This window comes from Chryseobacterium sp. FH1, from assembly GCF_000735135.1.
Lineage (GTDB): Bacteria > Bacteroidota > Bacteroidia > Flavobacteriales > Weeksellaceae > Epilithonimonas.
The window spans coordinates 511129-529968 of the sequence record NZ_JPLZ01000002.1 but is presented as its reverse complement, the minus strand read 5'-3'; the positions used below and the strand labels follow the sequence as shown (position 1 = coordinate 529968).

At 35.7% G+C, this 18840-nt stretch carries 20 protein-coding genes; 4 read left to right on the top strand and 16 right to left on the bottom strand.

What is annotated here, in order from left to right; translation table 11 throughout:
• Positions 1-114 precede the first annotated feature (114 nt).
• The 3 genes from IO90_RS03755 to IO90_RS18940 form a co-directional block, all read right to left on the bottom strand.
• Positions 115-540, bottom strand: a complete 426-nt coding sequence (locus IO90_RS03755) for a hypothetical protein (RefSeq protein ID WP_131450814.1) — start codon at positions 538-540, stop codon at positions 115-117.
• A gap of 98 nt (positions 541-638) precedes the next feature.
• Entirely contained in the window at positions 639-1130 is a 492-nt protein-coding gene (locus IO90_RS03750) for a YkgJ family cysteine cluster protein (protein WP_034964003.1), read from the bottom strand.
• 21 nt (positions 1131-1151) lie between these two features.
• The gene (locus tag IO90_RS18940; RefSeq protein ID WP_165570236.1) at positions 1152-1319 is read right to left on the bottom strand and encodes a hypothetical protein; all 168 of its coding nucleotides are present in this window, start codon (positions 1317-1319) and stop codon (positions 1152-1154) included.
• Between the two features lie 134 nt (positions 1320-1453).
• Here IO90_RS18940 and IO90_RS03740 point away from each other — a divergent pair, with 134 nt between their 5' ends.
• A complete protein-coding gene (locus tag IO90_RS03740) occupies positions 1454-1834 on the top strand; it encodes a group III truncated hemoglobin (protein ID WP_034964001.1) in 381 nt (126 codons plus the stop codon).
• Between the two features lie 3 nt (positions 1835-1837).
• Here IO90_RS03740 and IO90_RS03735 read toward each other — a convergent pair whose 3' ends face one another.
• From IO90_RS03735 to IO90_RS03685, 11 genes are all read right to left on the bottom strand, one after another.
• Positions 1838-2173: a DUF6122 family protein gene (locus IO90_RS03735; protein ID WP_034964000.1), complete on the bottom strand. Its 336-nt coding sequence runs from the start codon at positions 2171-2173 to the stop codon at positions 1838-1840.
• A gap of 15 nt (positions 2174-2188) precedes the next feature.
• Positions 2189-3409 (bottom strand): hypothetical protein, encoded by a 1221-nt coding sequence (locus IO90_RS03730; RefSeq protein ID WP_034963999.1) that lies wholly within the window; start codon positions 3407-3409, stop codon positions 2189-2191.
• Positions 3410-5449 carry a hypothetical protein gene (locus IO90_RS03725; protein ID WP_034963998.1) on the bottom strand — a complete coding sequence of 680 codons (2040 nt, stop codon included), beginning with the start codon at positions 5447-5449 and terminating at the stop codon, positions 3410-3412.
• Positions 5450-5470: 21 nt separating this feature from the next.
• Entirely contained in the window at positions 5471-6136 is a 666-nt protein-coding gene (locus IO90_RS03720; protein WP_034963997.1) for a hypothetical protein, read from the bottom strand.
• A gap of 81 nt (positions 6137-6217) precedes the next feature.
• Positions 6218-6934, bottom strand: coding sequence for a DNA alkylation repair protein (locus tag IO90_RS03715; RefSeq protein ID WP_034963996.1), 717 nt, complete (start codon positions 6932-6934; stop codon positions 6218-6220).
• Positions 6931-7755 (bottom strand): SecDF P1 head subdomain-containing protein, encoded by an 825-nt coding sequence (locus IO90_RS03710; RefSeq protein ID WP_131450813.1) that lies wholly within the window; start codon positions 7753-7755, stop codon positions 6931-6933. The genes IO90_RS03715 and IO90_RS03710 overlap by 4 nt, the downstream gene beginning before the upstream one ends.
• Before the next feature lie 7 nt (positions 7756-7762).
• Positions 7763-8392, bottom strand: coding sequence for a chloramphenicol acetyltransferase (locus IO90_RS03705; protein WP_034963994.1), 630 nt, complete (start codon positions 8390-8392; stop codon positions 7763-7765).
• Between the two features lie 2 nt (positions 8393-8394).
• The gene (locus tag IO90_RS03700) at positions 8395-9666 is read right to left on the bottom strand and encodes a cation:proton antiporter (RefSeq protein ID WP_034963993.1); all 1272 of its coding nucleotides are present in this window, start codon (positions 9664-9666) and stop codon (positions 8395-8397) included.
• A 31-nt stretch (positions 9667-9697) separates the two neighbouring features.
• Positions 9698-10327, bottom strand: a complete 630-nt coding sequence (locus tag IO90_RS03695) for a DUF4919 domain-containing protein (RefSeq protein ID WP_034963992.1) — start codon at positions 10325-10327, stop codon at positions 9698-9700.
• The gene (hflX, locus tag IO90_RS03690) at positions 10327-11541 is read right to left on the bottom strand and encodes a GTPase HflX (RefSeq protein WP_034963991.1); all 1215 of its coding nucleotides are present in this window, start codon (positions 11539-11541) and stop codon (positions 10327-10329) included. The genes IO90_RS03695 and hflX overlap by 1 nt, the downstream gene beginning before the upstream one ends.
• Before the next feature lie 164 nt (positions 11542-11705).
• Positions 11706-13898: a T9SS type A sorting domain-containing protein gene (locus tag IO90_RS03685; protein ID WP_081871767.1), complete on the bottom strand. Its 2193-nt coding sequence runs from the start codon at positions 13896-13898 to the stop codon at positions 11706-11708.
• Between the two features lie 336 nt (positions 13899-14234).
• Here IO90_RS03685 and IO90_RS03680 point away from each other — a divergent pair, with 336 nt between their 5' ends.
• Together IO90_RS03680 and IO90_RS03675 are read left to right on the top strand one after the other, a co-directional pair.
• Positions 14235-15053, top strand: a complete 819-nt coding sequence (locus tag IO90_RS03680) for a tetratricopeptide repeat protein (RefSeq protein ID WP_131450812.1) — start codon at positions 14235-14237, stop codon at positions 15051-15053.
• Positions 14984-15673 (top strand): helix-turn-helix transcriptional regulator, encoded by a 690-nt coding sequence (locus IO90_RS03675; RefSeq protein ID WP_034963988.1) that lies wholly within the window; start codon positions 14984-14986, stop codon positions 15671-15673. Before IO90_RS03680 ends, IO90_RS03675 begins: the two co-directional genes overlap by 70 nt.
• 4 nt (positions 15674-15677) lie before the next feature.
• Here the strand turns inward: IO90_RS03675 and IO90_RS03670 are convergent, their stop codons facing one another.
• Both IO90_RS03670 and IO90_RS03665 read right to left on the bottom strand, forming a co-directional pair.
• Entirely contained in the window at positions 15678-16091 is a 414-nt protein-coding gene (locus IO90_RS03670; RefSeq protein WP_034963987.1) for an OsmC family protein, read from the bottom strand.
• 60 nt (positions 16092-16151) lie between these two features.
• The gene (locus tag IO90_RS03665; RefSeq protein ID WP_034964288.1) at positions 16152-16592 is read right to left on the bottom strand and encodes an META domain-containing protein; all 441 of its coding nucleotides are present in this window, start codon (positions 16590-16592) and stop codon (positions 16152-16154) included.
• Between the two features lie 90 nt (positions 16593-16682).
• Here IO90_RS03665 and IO90_RS03660 point away from each other — a divergent pair, with 90 nt between their 5' ends.
• Positions 16683-18815, top strand: coding sequence for a S46 family peptidase (locus IO90_RS03660; protein WP_034963986.1), 2133 nt, complete (start codon positions 16683-16685; stop codon positions 18813-18815).
• The last annotated feature ends 25 nt before the right edge of the window (positions 18816-18840 follow it).

Here is an 18840-nt window from a genome sequence, read left to right as displayed (position 1 = left end):
CAAACCAAATTATATGAAGTAAGATTTGAACAATTAAAAATGACAAAACCTGAAATCACCAAATAAAAAAACCAGAGCGAATTGCACTGGTTTTATTTTTGAACTTACCTAAGATTATCTACTTGGAGTCATTGGGTTTGTTGGACTCAATGGCTGTTGTGGATTGGTAGAATTGTTAGGAGTCGTTGTGCCTGGATTTTGCAAAGTTCCGTTATTTGGTAAGGTTGTATTAGGATTTTGTAGAGTCCCATTGTTTGGCAACGTTGTACTTGGATTTTGTAAAGTTCCATTGTTTGGCGTTGTTTGATTTTGTTGCAGTCTGTTTGGATTGGTCTGCATTTTCGACCTGTTGTTCATTGTCGCTGTGTCCACCGTTCTGTTCATTCCATTGGGCTGAACTTGGGTTTCCAATTTCATTTCTGTACTGCTGGCCGGTTTTTCTGCCATTCTTACTTTCTTATCGCTTTTCTGAGTGGTTTGAGCGGAGATAAACATTGTCCCAAACATTATAAAGGCTGTTGCTGTGATTAACTTTTTCATAATACTTTATTTTTAATGATTTGATAATCAATGCCAAATATCAAACCACAAACTGTGAAAATGAAAAAAATATCAAACTTTAACTTATTTAAGAAATTTTAATTCTTCTCCAAGACCTTCTTCAATTTCTCCACAAAGACGTATGTCGCAGGGCAAATCAAAGTGTTTTGAATCGTGAGATTATTGATTTGGTAAATCTTTTTTCGGTCTGTGTGCGGATATTCTCGACAGGCTTTTGGGCGAACGTCGTAGATGGAACAAGTGTTGTCATCATTCAAAAAGAAACAAGGCAAATTTTGCAAAACTTTGTCTTGGTCTTCATCCACTCTCAGAAATTTGGCTTCGAAATCTGCAGGCTTCATTCGCAGATGTTTGGAAATCCTTTCGATGTCTTTTTCTACGTAAAGCGGACCTGTGGTTTTGCAACAATTGGCGCAACCAAGGCAATCGATTTCGCGGAAAGTTTCCTCGTGCTTTTCCACCACCAAATAATCCAGATTTTTTGGCGGTTTCTTTTTGAGTCCGTCCAGAAATTTTCTGTGGTCTTTTTGTTTTAGTTGGGCTTGCTTTTTATAGAAATCAACATCCATTTTGCAAAACTAAGGGTTTTATTAAGAAAAAACCAAGTAATATAATCCGCACCAAATGACTGAAAATCCTAACACGACAAGAAACGAAGCTTTGAGGTCTTGCTTATTTTTCTTCACGAAATGCTTGTAAAGCGTGAATGCCAAAAAACCAAGAATGACCAAAGCCGGTAAAAATGTGAATACATACATGATCTTGTTTTTACCAAATATACAAAAACTGATATTAATCCTATTTTTCGCATTTTGAAAACCCATAACTTTGTGATAATGAAATTGCTAATCACGGATTAGACGGCTATTTCATCAACCTAAAAAAGTCAAATATGAAAGATATTGCCACACGGGAAGACATTGAAATTTTGGTCAATAAGTTCTACGACAAAGTGATAAAAGACGATTTGATTGGATTTTTCTTTACAGACATCGCGAAAATCGACCTGAGTAAACATCTGCCGAAAATGTACAATTTCTGGGAAAGCATTCTTTTGGGAAATCCAGTCTATGAAGGCAACCCGATGCGGGTTCATTTTCCAATCAACGAAGTTTCTGCGTTGGAAGAAAGACATTTTAACCGTTGGTTGCAGATTTGGGAAGAAACGATTCACGAAAATTTCGAAGGCGAAAATACCGAAACGGCAATTGCGAGAGCTCTGAACATTGCCAGAATTATGAATCACAAAATGGCGAACGCGAGGGGAAATTAATCATCACATTATCAACTGAAAATCAATCCAATCCGTCAACATATGAAATAGTAATCCAACGCCAACGATTCTTGGAACGCCTTTGAAAAACAAAAGCAAAACGTAAATTCCCATCGCCCAATACGTATGCAAAAGATGGAAATTGATGCTAAGACGGTCGGGTGCAAAAATCGGTGTACTGAGAAGATGGTCGGCATCCACAAGCATCGTTCCCAACATTATCAGATAAGCTTTTCGCCAATCTTTCCTGAAAAAAAAGTAAGCAATCACGACGGGAAAAATGAAGTGTAAAAAGTAATGAACCGCCGTCCGTAAAGGGAAAAACTCTAAATAATCCATTTAATCTCTATCATTTTACCATCTCAAAATAAGTGGTAATTTTTCTTTTTTAAAGTTAATTTTCAAGTAAAAATAATCGCTTTTGTTTCCATAAAAACTGTAATCGATTTTCGAAATAGCTTTCTTTTCCGAAACCGAAAGCGATTTGACCGAATTGATTAATAACGGATTATTTTTAATAAAAACATAATTGCCGGAAAAATGCTGTCCAAAATCTATTGCTTTTCTTGTCGATTTAATTGAAATATCTCTTCCGTTTTTCTTAATGACATTCGGCTGAAACGGAATTGGCGTTAACTGACTTTGGGCATTAATCCAATTCTTTTGCTGGAAATACAACCAAAGATTTTCCGATTCCCAACTTTGCAAATTGATGGAATAATTGGGTTGCAGAATCTGCTGATAACTCACCATTTCCACCTCATTGAAATTGTCGTCGTAACCATAACTGATGATTTTATCTTTGACCATTTCCAGTTCTGCAACGGCAGAAAGCGAATTAATTTTAATGGAATCGCTCAGTTTTTTATTGAATAATGCGGATGCAATTTTAACATTGATTGAATCCAACTCCAACTTCAAAAATGAAGTTTGTTTATCCAAATCTGAAATCATCGATGAGAAATGGTCGTCTAAACTTTTCGTTTTGATTTCGATATTTTCATCATTCAAATAAACTGCAAACTTTTGAATCTTGGATTTGGCAAAGTAAGAAACGCTGGCAATTGAGTTATTTATCAATTCGTCGGCGTACAAATTTTTGAATTTTGAATTGAAAATTTCAGCCGTCGTCTTATCAAAATTTGAATTTGAAAATCCGACAATACATTTCGAAGACTCTATTTTTATAGAAAACTGGTTGTTTTTGTATAGGTTATTTTTAATTAACTTAAAACCTTTCTCGTCCAAAAATTTGACAAGTTTATCTTTATCCAAAATTTCAAAAACGCTGTACCATTCATAGAAACTCGTGTCTTTTAAATGAAAAATCTGAACATAATCCGCAACTTCTACGCCACTATTTTTAAAAGAACCATTTGAAGTTTCAAACCATTTGGAAGGATTTTTTACTAAAGTCAAAATGTATTGTTCTGACAATTTTTTAGAATCAACCAAAACCAAAACATCTGTGTTTCTAGGAACAGCCTTCAAATCCTTATCCTTCAGAGACCAGAAAAAATAGCCGACAACCGCGACGAAAAACAGGACTGCAAGAAGGATGATTGCTCTTTTCATTTACAAGGCCGTTGATGTTTCTTTTTCAGAAATCTTAATCAAATCGTTACAAAAATCGAAGAAATACATCAAACTGTTTTCGGAAGAATTTGGCGTGGAGTAGTTGAATTCGGTTTCCAAACTATCACCTTTCACATCGGTTTTGAAATAAATATCACCGACATTTTTCCTGAACAAATCCAAAGCTTTTTTCTGAGAAATCGTCTTGAATTTCTTTTCCAAACCGCTCATCAACCTCTGCATATTGATGTTGCCAGAAAGCGGATGTTTGCTCGCATCTTTGGACCATTTTTCAGAAACGCCTGATTGTTTTTTCGGAACCAGATTCTCCAGAGAAGTCGTGAGATAAACGATTCCGTCCTTTACGGTAAAATATAATTGGTCGATATAAGTTCCATTTTTCTCGTCTTTTTTAAGATAAAAAATATCGCCATTTTTTGCAAATTTCTCAGACAATTCTTTGTTCGTCGTCAACACATTGAATACCCTTTTCCAATAATCATCATTCCCAGTTGCAAATGCAAACGTGAAATCTGGAACCACCACATCTTTTGTTTTTTTGATTTCTTTGCTGTTGAAATTCTCATCAAAATCGTAATCCGTGTACTCTACTTTTTTGGTATTCAGCGCATTCAAAACAAAAATCCCGTTTCCTGGAGCGATTTTCGAAATGGCTTCCTCGTCCAAAACGATTTTCACAGTTTGCATCATCAGCTCCAATTCTTTCTGATATTTTCCGTTGCCAGATTTACTTTCGAACAGGTTGTACATCAAATCAAAATACTTGTACCCATCGAGGTTCATCGCATAATATCCGATGCTTTTGTCCGGAATCAAAGCCATCAGTTTCTTATTCTTTTTCCCTTGGTAAAGTGCGGAAATATGCTTCTGGGTTTCGGTATTTTTATGTTGATAATGATTCACGAGACGCACTTTGCTCTTGTCAAAATACAAGTTGTAAGACGAATTGGAATTGTAAAGATTGTCCAACAAATCTCCAAAACTATAAAGTTTCATCAAATCTTTGTAAACGCCCGTTCTGAACATCTCCCCATAATTGGAATATACGAAAACGTCTGAATTCGGGTCTTGGAATTTGACCATTTCCTTCGGAACTTCAACTTCCATATTGGAATCAAAATATCTATCAAAATCCTTTTCTGCAAAGGCTTTCACGATTTTAAAATCTACCAATTTGATAGAATCCATTTCTTTTTGATAAGCCAAATCTTCCGCTTCCTCGTCGTATTCCTCAGTCGGTTTTGCAGAGGCTACTTCATCCAATTCCGTCGTTGATTTTTTCTCTTCAGGATATTTGTGGTGTTTCTCTAGATATTTGATATCTTTTTGGAGGCGAACAATTTCATCCTGATGTTCCTTGATGTCCGCTTTTTGATATTTGATTTCGTCCTTCAAATATTGGATTTCATCTTTATAATTGAAAGGTTTTTCTGGTTCATAGTAAGTGGAATCTGCTTCTGCATAAGCGCTATCTATCATCGGAGGTTCTTCTACATCTACGACAACTGCGGTGCTATCGGCAGAATAATCATAATCGAATTTTGGAAATTTCTTCGTGTAGCTAATTCCGGAAATCACGGCTCTTTTTCCGTCCCAAGCCACAAAAGTATCGTCATTCAAATTGGTGAAAGAATATTTGTTTTTCTTTGTGATTTCCAATTCTTTCTTCGCGGAAACCTTGATGAATTCTACAAACTTCACCGCATCCTCCAAAATCAAATGCGCTGTGTACGACTTCACAGAGTCGTTGAAACTAACATAATGATATTGCTTCGCATCTTTCTGGATTCCCGTGTCCGAGAAATCTTTCCAGGTTGGTTTTTCGAGGTCGTTTTTATTTAAATTTTGTAAAATTGGATTGAGTTTTTGCCAATTAGTCTTTGAATTTAGTTGTTTTCCATTCACTTCCATATAGAAAACGGCATTTGCAGGAACCTGAATTTTGCTTTGAGAAAACGCAAAAGCACAACAAAATATCAAGAAAAATACCAGTTGTTTTTTGAGTAAAATTGATTTCATAGTTTTTATATTTTTCTTGGATTAGTTTAATGAGATGGTGTTTTGAATTTGTTTTTTCCGAAGGATAAAATCTAGAATATTTCCATTCAGTTTTATCGCTTTTTTGTTTGGCGACACTGTGTAAGAATTGTTGGTCTGAGATTTTATCACGTTTTCGAATTGTAAAATTGACGTGTAAGTCGCATCGCTGAAAACTTCTTTGTCGGCTTTGCTTAGCTTATCATAATCGTTTTTATAACTTTCGATTTTGTTTCTGATGAAAGTTTTCTCAGCAACATTTTGCTTGTACAATTGTGTCGGAACCGTTTTTCCGATGATGTTTTTGGCTTTCAATTGTTCCAGACCAGAATTGATATTTTCAATTTTCTTAAAATTACAACTCAGCTTAATAATGAAATTATCAAAATCCAAGCTCGTTTTTACATTGCTGATTCCCGCAACACTTTTGAAAACGTTGGAAGCTTGATTCACTTTGCTTTCAATCTCAGATTTTTTAGGAACTTTTTTGCCATTGATGGTTTCCATTTTTGAGATGGATTGAAGTCGGGTTTTGCTTTTGCTGGCATTCAGAATCACAGTATATTCTCCGCTTCCATGGGCTTTCATACTTATTTTATCAATAATATCGAAGCAACTTGTCAAGCTGAGGAAAATGCAGAAAAGAAAGAAATATTTGAAGATTTTCACAGAAATAAAAATTGGTTTCTAACAAAGATAATTTTTCTTTCCCTAAAAAAGTTATGTTTTAGCTGAAAGTAAAACTTTAATTTAAATCCTTCCTTTCAAATAATCCTGACGCAAACTTTCGTCCAATTTTTCTATCGCATATCGCAGACAAGTTCTTGGCATTTCTTTGTAATGAAGATTTAGGAAATCCAACAATTCGGATCCGTTTTTCTTTCCCATTTCGCGGAGAAGCCAGCCGTTGGCTTTGTGCATCAAATCGTGTGGATGATGGAGATTTTTGAGCGCAAAAGATTTCGTTAATTCAAATTCGCCTTTTTTGATGTGATACATTGTTCCGACAATTGCCATTCGCATTTCCCACATATTTTTGGAATCCGCCAATTTTCCTAAGATTTTAGAATCCTGATTTTCAAAACAATATCGACCTAAAATCTTGTAACACGACGTATCAACCAAATCCCAATTGTTGATGTGTTTTGTATGCTTCAAATAAAAATCGACGATTTCTTTTTGCTGATTTTTATCTTTTATTTTTTCGAATTTGTAAACCAACATTAGCAAAGCGGTCAAACGATGTTCGTGGATTTTTGACGATAATAATTCGCTGATTTCTTCCAAAGAAACTTGATTATAAAATTCTTTCGCAACGCTTCTTTGGTCTGGAACTGTAACGCCAATAAAAATATCGCCTTCGCCATATTCGCCTTTTCCTGTTTTGAAAAAGCTTTGCATAATTTCGGCTTTTCCGGGAATGACAAGGATTTCAAGAGCTTGTTTTATGTCATTAACTGATTTCATTTTAAATTCAGTTTATCTGTAATTTCTTTAACTTCTTGTGCACTAAATTTTCCAGAAATTCGAAGTTTCCCATCTTTAATAGGCTCCATTACAACAGGCGCTGAAATTATTTTTTTATTAACAACAATTGCAATTGGTTTTCCTATGTTCCTATAACTAAGAAGATGAAATAAAGCCGAACCTTCTTCATCAAACTCTAGATTGATTATCAAATTATTAAGGTCATCCAAATTTTCTTTTGTATCAGAAATATTTTTCAATAAAATTGATGGTTTTTTAGATAGTTTCATCTTGGAAACATCTACCTTTTCATCATTCAAAACTTCATAAAATCCATCTTGAAGATTTGTTTTCACTGGTGTAAAATCTTTTGATTCAAGATTAGGCTGGGAAATCTTTTGAGATTCTTTCTGCTCCATTTTACTTAATTCTTCTCCTATCCAAAAGAATTTTTTTGATATTCCTTCTTGAATCATCGAATAGTTAGTAATAGATTTTTTATAAGACGGAGAAATTATAAAAGTGTAAAGCTCATTAATCTCTTTCTCAGTAAAGTTTTCTTTATAAACTTCACGGATTTGGTTTAGGATTTCTGTATCAGTTAGCTTTGAATCAATATCATCCCAAAATTCCTTTGGAGCATTCGGATATGCAACTTTCATTGGTTTTATTCCATAATCCACAAGACTTGCTTTATAGGCTTCAAAAGTTTGATTTCCAATGATGATTGAATCAATTTTTTGATTTTGAGGCAATTGATTTTGAGAAAAAGCAAGTCCAAAAATCAACAAACAGAAAAGGTAAAATATTTTTTTCATCATTTATAATTTATTTCAAATCAAGCTGATTCTGAAACGCTTCCAAATATTTCGCCAAATGAAAACCATCCATCAAACCGTGATGTCCTTCCAAAGAAATTGGCAACATTTTTCGGCCGTTTTTCTCAGAGAATTTTCCAAATACAATTTTAGGAATCGATTCTTTTGGGTCAAAATCTGTCGGATGCAACAACCCTGTAAAAGTCGTCCAAGGCATCGTGGAATGTCGGATATGATTGGGCGGAAGTGATTCGTTTTTAATTCTCAAACCCGTTGAATTTTGAACCTCATCAATTTCCTTTTGCAAATTCTGATTGAAGATTTGAAAATCATCAGAATATTCGAAGTAAGAGAAGCCAAAGGTTCCGTCAATTCGTCCAATTGTAGAACCAACGTGAACAACATCAAAGGCTATAACTTCATCATTTACAATTCGATAACCAAACTCTTCAACTGAGTTTACGGCTTTCATTGATTTATGAAGATAATGTGCGAAAAAGGATTCTTTGTTATCTTTTGCCAGCTGAAAAGTTTCTGTGCAATCAACTTCGGTTACTATTCCAAAATAGGGACTTTTCATTCCGGAAAAGAATTGAAAATGTTCTTTTCTCTTCCACGTATCGATGTCTATGACTTTCATTATCAATGAATTTCTTCTAATATTTTTTCTTCAGTCGCAATCTTCTTCGGATTGGCAACTTTTGCAATCGTAAGTCCCTGAACTACAATCGAAAACACCACAACACAATAAGTGATACTAATGATGATTTTGCTGTATTCGTTTTGAGGAATAGACAATGCCAATGCAATAGAAACCCCACCTCGAATTCCACCCCAAACCAGAACTTTCACGGTCTGTGGACTAAATCTGTATTTGAAAGCCATAAACTTGGTCGGGACAAAAATCGCAATCCAACGTGCCACCAAAACTATCATAATACAAATTCCACCAGCTATAAGATAATCATTTAAGTCTTTGATTAACAGCAATTCAAAACCAATAAATAGGAACAGAACGGCATTCATAATCTCATCAATCAATTCCCAGAATTTAATCAAATAATCCTGCGTCTCCGATTTCATTTTGAAACTTTCGCTGAAATTTCCCATAAACAATCCCGCCGCGACCATCGCCAAAGGTGCCGAAATATGAAGCTCGTGTGCAATGAGATAACCGCCCATTACGACTGATAAAGTAATCAAAACAGAGATAATATAATCATCCACTACACGCATTGCCCTAGAAGCCGAATATCCTAAAACAACACCCAAAAACAAACCGCCTCCAGCTTCCTTGAGCAACAAAAGTCCGATGCTTTCTACATTCAAAGCAACTTCTCTTCCAATTGCCAATTGTAAAACCACTGTGAAAACCACAACGGCCATACCGTCATTAAAAAGAGATTCACCCGCAACTTTCGTCTCCAGAGATTTGGAAACGTTGGCCTGTTTCAAAATACTGAGAACCGCCACTGGATCGGTCGGAGAAATCAAAGCCCCAAAAACGAGACAGTAAATAAACGGCATTGAAATCCCAACCAAAGGCAATAAATAAAACGCGCCAAAAGCTACTGCAAAAGTAGAAATGATAACTCCGACGGTTGAGAAGATCAAAACGGGACCAAACTGTTCCCGAAGATCTTTGATGTTAATGTGGATTCCTCCCGCAAACAAAAGGAAATTTAGCATTGCACCCATCAGAACTTCAGTGAAGTCAAAACTGTCGATGAGTTTGTGAAGATGTCCAAAAGTTCGTGGCAAAATAGTCTCGCCAAACATTACCAAGAACAAAGAAACGATGATGGCGATCACCATAATACCAATGGTACTTGGTAATTTTAGAATGCGATAATTAATATAGGCAAACACAGATGCCAAAACGATAAGTACTGAGAATGAGTAATATAACTCCATTAATATTTTTTATTTTTAAATTCTGATTTAATTAAAAATCATTATAGATGACTTTGATGTAGGTTTTTTTGTTGTTGTTTTCCCAAATGTCGAACATTCCACCTTTTGCAGGTTTCGAGGATCTTGTGGCTTCCCTTGGGATTTGGATCACATTGATTAAAATATATTCTTCGCCAACGGAATTGACGAGATAGGCCGTCTTCTCACTTTTCCCATCGCCTGAGTCTAACATCGCTCTCGTAAGAATCTGAAATTGACCATAATAATGAGAAAAATTCTTAAGGTCTTTTTGGCGGTCATAGCATTGCAACATAATCATCAGCAAGTCCAGATTTGTCGGATCGATGGAAAGTAAGTTCTTGCCTTTGACGATGGTTTCATCCAGTTTGTCCTGTTGGAAATCTTTCAAGAGATCTTTGAATGAATCGTCAATTGTCGAAATTTTTTTTGAAATAAAATTCCTGCCGTAATAGAGGTGAATGGCTTCCAAACTGTCAATTGATTTTGGAATGCCTTGGAATTTGTAGACCATTTTTTCATAGAAATAAATCGATTCCTTATCCTTCACTTCCTTCTTGATTTTGTCCAAATCGATTTTTGACATTTGAGAAAACCCAAAAACCGACATTACTAAAAAGAATAATAAAGGGATTCTATTCATTAATTTTCTTCTTCGTCTTCAAAATATTCGAACAGCAAATCGTTGTAAGGGAAACGGGAAATGTGAATCCTGTGAACCTCATCGTAGATCATTTTCTTCATCTCAGGGAAATTTTCTTTCGTCAGAGCTGAAATGAAAACGGTTGGGAATTTTGATTTCGCCATCCAGGTTTTTTGCCATTCTTCCAACGAGATATTTTTGTTGGAACCAGGCGTCAAATCGTCCTCGTCCTTTTTCTCATAAGTGAAATCATCGATTTTGTTGAAAACCATAATCATCGGTTTGCGATGCGCATCGATTTCCTGAAGAATTTCGTTCACAGAATTGATATGATCTTCGAAACTTTCGTGCGAAATATCCACAACGTGAATCAGCAAATCCGCTTCACGAACCTCATCCAAAGTCGATTTGAAACTTTCTACCAACTGCGTCGGCAACTTTCTGATGAATCCAACCGTGTCCGTCAAAAGGAAAGGCAAATTTCCAATCACCACTTTTCGAACTGTTGTATCCAGCGTTGCAAACAATTTATTTTCAGCAAAAACATCGGATTTTGACAAAGCATTCATCAAGGTTGACTTTCCAACATTCGTGTAACCAACGAGCGCTGTACGAACCATTTTTCCGCGGTTGTTTCGCTGTGTTCCCATTTGTTTGTCGATGACCTTCAGTTTGTCTTTCAACAAGGTGATTCGGTCGCGGATGATCCTTCTATCGGTTTCGATTTCCGTTTCCCCAGGTCCACGCATCCCGATTCCCCCTTTTTGTCTTTCGAGGTGGGTCCACATCCTGGTCAATCGTGGCAAAAGATATTGATATTGAGCCAATTCCACTTGCGTTCTTGCGTATGAAGTCTGAGCTCTTTGGGCAAAAATATCTAAGATAAGATTGGTTCTGTCAAGGATTTTGACTTCCATTTCGCGCTCCAGATTTTTCAATTGCGAAGGCGACAACTCATCATCGAAAATGACTGTTCCGATTCCATTTTCCTTTGCGTAGTCACGGATTTCTTCCATTTTTCCTTTTCCTACGAATGTTTTGGAATCTGGCTGGGTCAATCTTTGTGTGAAACGTTTTTCAACTGTAGCGCCAGCTGTGAAAGCCAAAAACTCCAGTTCGTCCATATATTCAATCAGTTTATCTTCGCTTTGATTTTGGGTAATAAGACCTACCAAAACCGCTTTTTCGTACTGATGTTCTTTTTTTTCTAGCATTTATAAATTTAAATTTCTGATTCTGACAAGATACTATTTTTAATCAAAAAAACAAAATACAAAGAGTGAGCCGTGCGTTGTCAAATCAAAAATTTCACATTAATAAAACAAAAAAAACCGCTCAAAAATGAGCGGTCTGACATAATTAAAATTAAAAACAATTATTATTTCTTGATGATTTTGAAAGTTTTCACTTCTCCTAAAATTTTTGCATTCACGATATAATTCCCAGAAGGCAAGCTTGATAAATTAATGTCTGCTTCTTTACGATTCAACTCCTTAGAATAAACTCGTTTTCCTGACATATCATAAATATCAAGACTCTGGATTTCCTTATCATAAGAAACCTTCAAGAAATCTTTTACTGGATTTGGATAGAATCTAACTTGGTTCTTAACAACTTCTGCAGTAGTAAGAATTGCGGTTACATTCACATTGAAAACACAAGTATCAATCACAACACCTTCATAAACCAAATTGTGAATTACAATTGTATTCCCAACAGGAAAATCCGCACCAGATTCCAAACCTTGCACCAAAACAACTTCTGGCATTGCGGGTTCACATACGTAGCTTACTTTGAAAACACCGTCGAAACCTTCTTTAGGCGTCCAGGTTTGTCCACTCCCTGTAAATGCCGTGGTTCCGTTTGACAATGCCGACTTAGTCTCCCAAGAAACCAATGGCCCTTGTGCATTAATAGCAACCCAATATTTACCCTCTGTAAGTTCTAATAGTTCTGGTAATTTTATCACAATCTCGTAAACTGCTCCATTACTTGTATTACCAATAACAGTTTGTGACTCTATTGTTGGAGTAGCATAGTTAACAATCAATTCTCCTGGTTTACCATTATTATCCTTATAAAATGCAAGTGTAGCACCATAAGAAAATCTGATAAAATGTGGAATTATTTTATCAATCTTAAGTGTTTTCCCTGCTGGTATGACAAAATCATTGGCCACTGTTGAAAAATTAGAAGTTACCATCAAATTTTCAAAATTATTTCCTGGATAATCTATAACACAACTTGTATTAGTAGGTGGCGTACAATTAAAATTCAAATCATAATTTACTATAGCAGTATTTGCTCCCGAAAGTGAATTTACGTTGATATCAGCCGGACAAATAAAATCACATCCTGGGTCAGTAACTCCGCCCGATATATTCAAAGTATAATCTTCCACCTGTCCCGTGCTATAATAATACCCACAGGCTCCTTTTGGCCAAAACATAGAATAAGTTGTAGCAGACACTACTTTTAGAATTCTAAGACGTGTATTTCCATTCAGTACATTTTCAGGAACAGTAAACTGGAATTCTGTAAACTTCTCATCTTCTCCAGTGGAATTAAATAAATAACCTTCCTGAACAAGTTCATTTTCCTCATCTAATATTCCATTCTGATTCCAATCAATAAACAAGGTATAAGTATCTGCGGCGAAGCTAGAACCATTTTTACCTTTTAGTTTTACTGTATATGTTTGTCCTGCTGTCAAGTCAAATATTTTATTTGTGAAATCTTCATAATAAAGTGAAGAACTCGCAGATGAGGTATTGGAATTAACGCCTACAACCTCAAAAGATGTAATAGGTGTGGGTGCAAAAAAGTTGGATTGCTGTTGTACCGTACAGTAATTTGTCGGTGATGGGCTGTTTGGTAGAACTCTGAAATTTACATATCCTTTATGCCCATTTGCATTAAAATCTGAAACATTGATTCTCCATAGTCCCGGAGTATCCGGCAGAGACTCTCCCCAAGGATAAGATTGAGTAAACATATTGATATTCATTTCAAATTCTCCATTTGCATCAGCTATTTTTTGGTCATTAGGTCTAAGCTCAGACCCTGATTCATTTGGAGAAAAAAGATGCACTTTGACTTGAACATAAGGCTCAAGACCTTTAATCTTAAGCTTGAAACCTTGCGTTTCCAATTGACTCATTGTCAAAACACTGCTGGATACAGAAGCTTCCAGTACAGCATTTGCCTCTGGCACGACATTTAAAATAGCGCTAGCAGTTTTACCTTGTCCATCAGTAGCTTTTATTGTATGTGCACCTTTTACAGAATACCTCATTTTAGCGCTGATTTTCACAGAGAATTTACCTTGCGAGTCTACTGTTCCTGTAAAATCTCTCCATCTTTTCCCATTCGGGTCGGTATCATAAACCGTTACTGTAGAATTAGGTGTAAAGCCAGTTCCTAAAACTGGAAATCCTCCTGACCAGTACCAAAATTCATCAATTGTATTTGCTTCATTAGAAACCAAAGAAGTATCTAATGTAATCTGTTGCGCATTAGTAATGCCGAACATCAATAGAAACAGCCATCTAAAAAGTAATTTCACATTCATTTTGTATATATTTTATAATTATTGAGACAATATTATAATATCATCAAAGATTTTAAACATCTATTAAGATAACAATATAACCACTATTGTAAAAACATAGGTAACATTTTATATACTTTCAATATATATCACTGAAAATCAACAAATTACAATTAATGATTTTTTATTAATTTTTTATTAATATCTTCGGGTAATATTTATAAAAATGCGTCGGTTACTTTGTGTTTTTTTTACTTTTAGTTTGCTTTTAGTTTGCTTTTAGTTTACGGCCAGACCAGTCTTTCCAAAGACCCGGATAAATATGCATCTACTCTACTGAAGCAAACAGTAGACTATATGAAGACAAACAGGACAAAAGCAATGAGCTACCTTCAAGAAGCTCTCAAATTAGAAAATAAACTTGCGGACAGCACAAAAATCAGCCTGTATATTACAGCGGGAAACACCTACAAAGACCAGGAATCTTATTATCAAGCTCTTAATTATTATTATAAAGGATTAGAAATCAATAATAAAATAGATGCGCGCGAATCTTATTCAATTCTCAATAACATTGGTGGTTGCTATTATTTTATGGGCAATTATAAAAAAGCCCGTCACTTTTGGGAAAAATCTCTTAAAAATTTTGAAAACAGCAAACCCAACAAGAAATCTGTTGAAGGTTCTATCATTTATAATAATCTTGCTGTACTGGAAAAAGAACAAGGGAATTACGCAAGAGCGTTGGAGATGCTAAAGGAATTCAAAAACAGGAATACGATATCAAAAGACACACTCAATATCATCATGGCATATGAGAATATTGCCAACGTCAATTTGAAATTGAGAGAGACGGATGTTGCTGTGGAAAACCTAAGACAAGGAATAACTTTGGCGAAGAAAATCAAATCTCCTTATGATATCGCAAGTCTGTATAGCATCCTCGGAAAAATCAATCTCGATAATAATAACACAAGAGATTCTGCAATGTTCTATTTGAAAAATGCATATAGCATCGCTGACAAGAGCAGTTTTTCCGACATTAAACTTCTTTCTTCGGAAAGCCTGGTAAAGCTTTTGAGAAAGAAAAAAACTATAAGAATGCTTTGTTTTATTTACACACTGCAAAGTCACTATCAGAGGTCTCCATCAATCAGGAAAATGACAAAAAAGTAAATCGATTGGAACTTGAGTTCAATGAAAAAATGACGCAGAATGAGCGTTTAGAATCTCAAACAAAGAGAGAAAGATTTTTCATTTTCGGAATCGCATTACTTTTGTCTTTCTCCGTCATTGTCTTTCTGATGTTCAAATTACAAAAAAGCAAAACAGCAAAACGAATTGCAGAAAACGAATTGTTGGAAAAGAAATTGGAGGAAAAAAATAAGGAACTCACAAATAGCGCCATCCAAATGTTACAGACTTCCGAAATCATCCAATCCACACAAAAAGAATTGAGCGAACTAAATTCCGGAACAGAACTTTCTGACAATAAGATTTTTCACATTCTTTCTGAACTCAAAAAAAGTTCTAAAGGTTTTGGTAAAGATGAGTTTTACAAAATTTTTATGGAAACAGAAGATCACTTCTATAAAAAACTATTGAATGAATTCCCAGATCTTACCAAAAATGAACTTAGACTCTGCGCTTTTCTAAAACTTAATTTATCTTCCAAAGAAATCTCTGACATTACCCATCAAAGTCCGCATAGTATTGTAGTAGCAAGATCCAGACTTAGAAAAAAGTTAAGGCTCTCCAATTCGGAAAGCCTCAATAATTTTTTGATCAAGTATTAATTTCTTAGCTAACCAAAGTAGCCGTCAATGCTTTTTCAAAGCTGAATGCAACGCTAATTGGGCAAGTTTCTTTCGCTTCGGTTGCGATTTTTTGGAAATCTTCTTCTGAAATTCCGGGTACTTTTGCATTGAGTGTCAATTCAGACAAAGTCACTTTTCCATCGACCAAACTGATTTTGCAATCGGTTTCTAAAGTTTCCGGATTGTAACCAGCTTCTGACAACAAAGCTGAAGTTTTCATCGTGAAACAACCTGCGTGAGCCGCTGCCAACAATTCTTCCGGATTCGTCCCAACGCCATCTTCAAATCTGCTTTTGAATGAGTATTGCGTATCATTAAGGGTTGTACTTTGCGTAGTCAAAACGCCACTTCCATCTTTTACTGTGCCTTTCCAGACTGCTTTTGCACTTCTTTTCATATGTAAATATTTAGTTGATTTATATTAATTAAAATCATTTATAATTTATCACTCCTATTATCAGTCCCAATCTGCTGCGACAAATTTCATTCTGCCACCATTTTCATTGGATAAAGTTAAGAAATGACCTTCGACTTTATATTGATTTAAGGTAGGAAATTCTTTCCCGAACAATTCTTCCAGTTTCATTCTTCCATCGCAATACATCATCGTAGAGCCAACCTCAGAGAATTTCGCTTTTCCGTTTTTGAATTCCGCCGTAAAGAACATTCCGTTGCAACCCATTTTTGCAGTGTAACGATTTGCCGATTCTGGATTTTTTGTCAAATCGATATTGGCTTCCAATTTCACAAGCTCTTCTTTAGTAAAATCTTTGTATTCAACCAACATCCATTTTCTGTGGATATTTTGCATTGGCTCAGACGTATTTTTGGATGATTTGCAAGAAACCGAAACAAGTAATATTAATGATAAAATACCTATTGATTGTAGAAATTTCATTCTGTGATGTTTGCCCAATCTATTAGCCAAATTCATACCATTAGATTTAAAATAATGATTAAATTAGCCCCATTAAAATAATTTTTACTTATGAAAAAAATATTATTAGCATTAACCTTGATTTTGGGTTACACTCAGATGAAGGCAGATGAAGGAATGTGGCTTCTGATGCTTGTAAAACGTCTGAACGGTGTGGATATGCAAAAAGAAGGTCTGCGTTTGACGCCGGAAGAAATCTATTCTGTCAACAACTCCAGTTTGAAAGATGCGATCGTGAGTTTTGGTGGATTCTGTACTGGCGAGATCGTTTCTGATAAAGGATTGATCTTCACCAATCACCACTGTGGTTACGATGCAGTTGCAGCCGCCTCTACGCCGGAGAAAGACTATCTCAAAAACGGATTCTGGGCAATGAAGTCAAATGAGGAATTCAATGCAAAAGGACTTTACGTAAGATTTCTTGTAAGAATGGATGATGTTTCCGAAAGAATCAATTCCAAACTGAACAACAATATGTCTGCAGCAGAAAGAAAAACGGTAATCGATGCAGAATACAAAGCAATCCAAACTGAAAATGCTGAAAATGGAAAATACACTGTTGTGGTAAGAGATTTCTTCAACGGAAATGAGTTCTATTATTTTGTATATCAAGACTATAAAGACATCCGTTTGGTTGGTGCACCGCCTTCTTCTCTTGGGAAATTTGGTGGCGACACAGACAACTGGGAATGGCCAAGACATACGGCAGATTTTGCAGTGTTCCGTGCTTATGGCGATGCTAATGGAAATCCAGCAGAATATTCTGAAACCAACGTTCCCTTGAAACCAAAACACCATTTGCCAGTTTCTCTTAAAGGTTACAAGCCTGGAGACTTCACAATGATTCTTGGTTACCCGGGAAGAACCAACCGTTATTTGACTTCTTTCGGGATTGAGCAAATGGTAGACAAAGATTATCCGGCTTGGGTAGAAGCTTCCAAAGTAACTATGGACGTTTTGAAAAAGTATATGGACAAAGACAAAGCAACTCAATTGGATTACGCTTCTCAATACGCGAGTGTTGCCAACTATTGGAAAAACAGAGCAGGAACTATTGATGCTGTGAAGAAAAATGGAACTGTTGCTGAAAAACAAAAATTGGAGCAGACCTATAATCAGTGGGCAGCGCAATCTCCTAACGAAAGTTTGTATTACGGTGTCTTGCCAGAAATCAAATCATATTACAATCAGATTTCCGGTAGAAATGTAGAGCGTAATTACGCTTCAATTTTACAGAGAAATGCTCATTACATCGCAACAGCTTATCAATTAGGAAGCTTGTTCAAAACTTATGCTGACCAAGACGAAGCTGGAAAAGTAGCGATGAAACCAAAAGTTTTGGAAGCAGTTGAAAAAGCTTACGACGGATTCCACGACAATGTGGAAGGCGATATGTTGGTTGCTCTTACTTCTCTTTATAAAGCAAAGGTTAATAAGGAATTTGCGTCTCCAACGATTCTATCTGCAGATGTAAACAATCTTTCGACTTTGGCCTACGCTTCTATTTTTGCTAATAAAAAATCAGCTTTGGCTTTCGTAGAAAATCCAGACCGATTGAAAATTGATGCTGACAAATTGAGACAATTCGTAAACGGCGTTGTGGAAGATCAAAAATTGGGTGTTGAGAAATATTCTAAAATCGAGGAAAACTTTGCTAAAAACAGCAGACTATTTTTGGATGGACTTAGAAAAGCGCAACCAGAGAAGAAATTCTATCCAGATGCCAACTCTACAATGAGATTGACTTATGGAACGATTGAAACGCTTCCTACAAGAGAGGACAGAAACTACAAAGGCATCAAAGAAAACTTCTACACGGACATCAATGGAATGGTTGCCAAATACAAAAAAGGCGACGAGGAATTTGACCTTCCAAAGAAAGTTCTAGACCTTGCTAAGAAAAAAGATTACGGACAATATGCGGACAAAAACGGATATATGCCAATCAATTTCCTTTCAAACAATGATATCACTGGTGGAAACTCCGGTTCTCCAATCATCGATGGAAACGGACATTTGATAGGTCTTGCTTTTGACGGAAACAGCGAAGCTTTAAGTGGCGACATCGTTTTCGAACCAAACTTGCAAAGAACCATCAACGTAGATGTTCGTTACGTACTTTGGGTAATCGACAAATACGCTGGCGCAACAAGATTGATCAGCGAATTGACATTGGTAAAATAATTTATCATTGATATAAAGAGAGCCA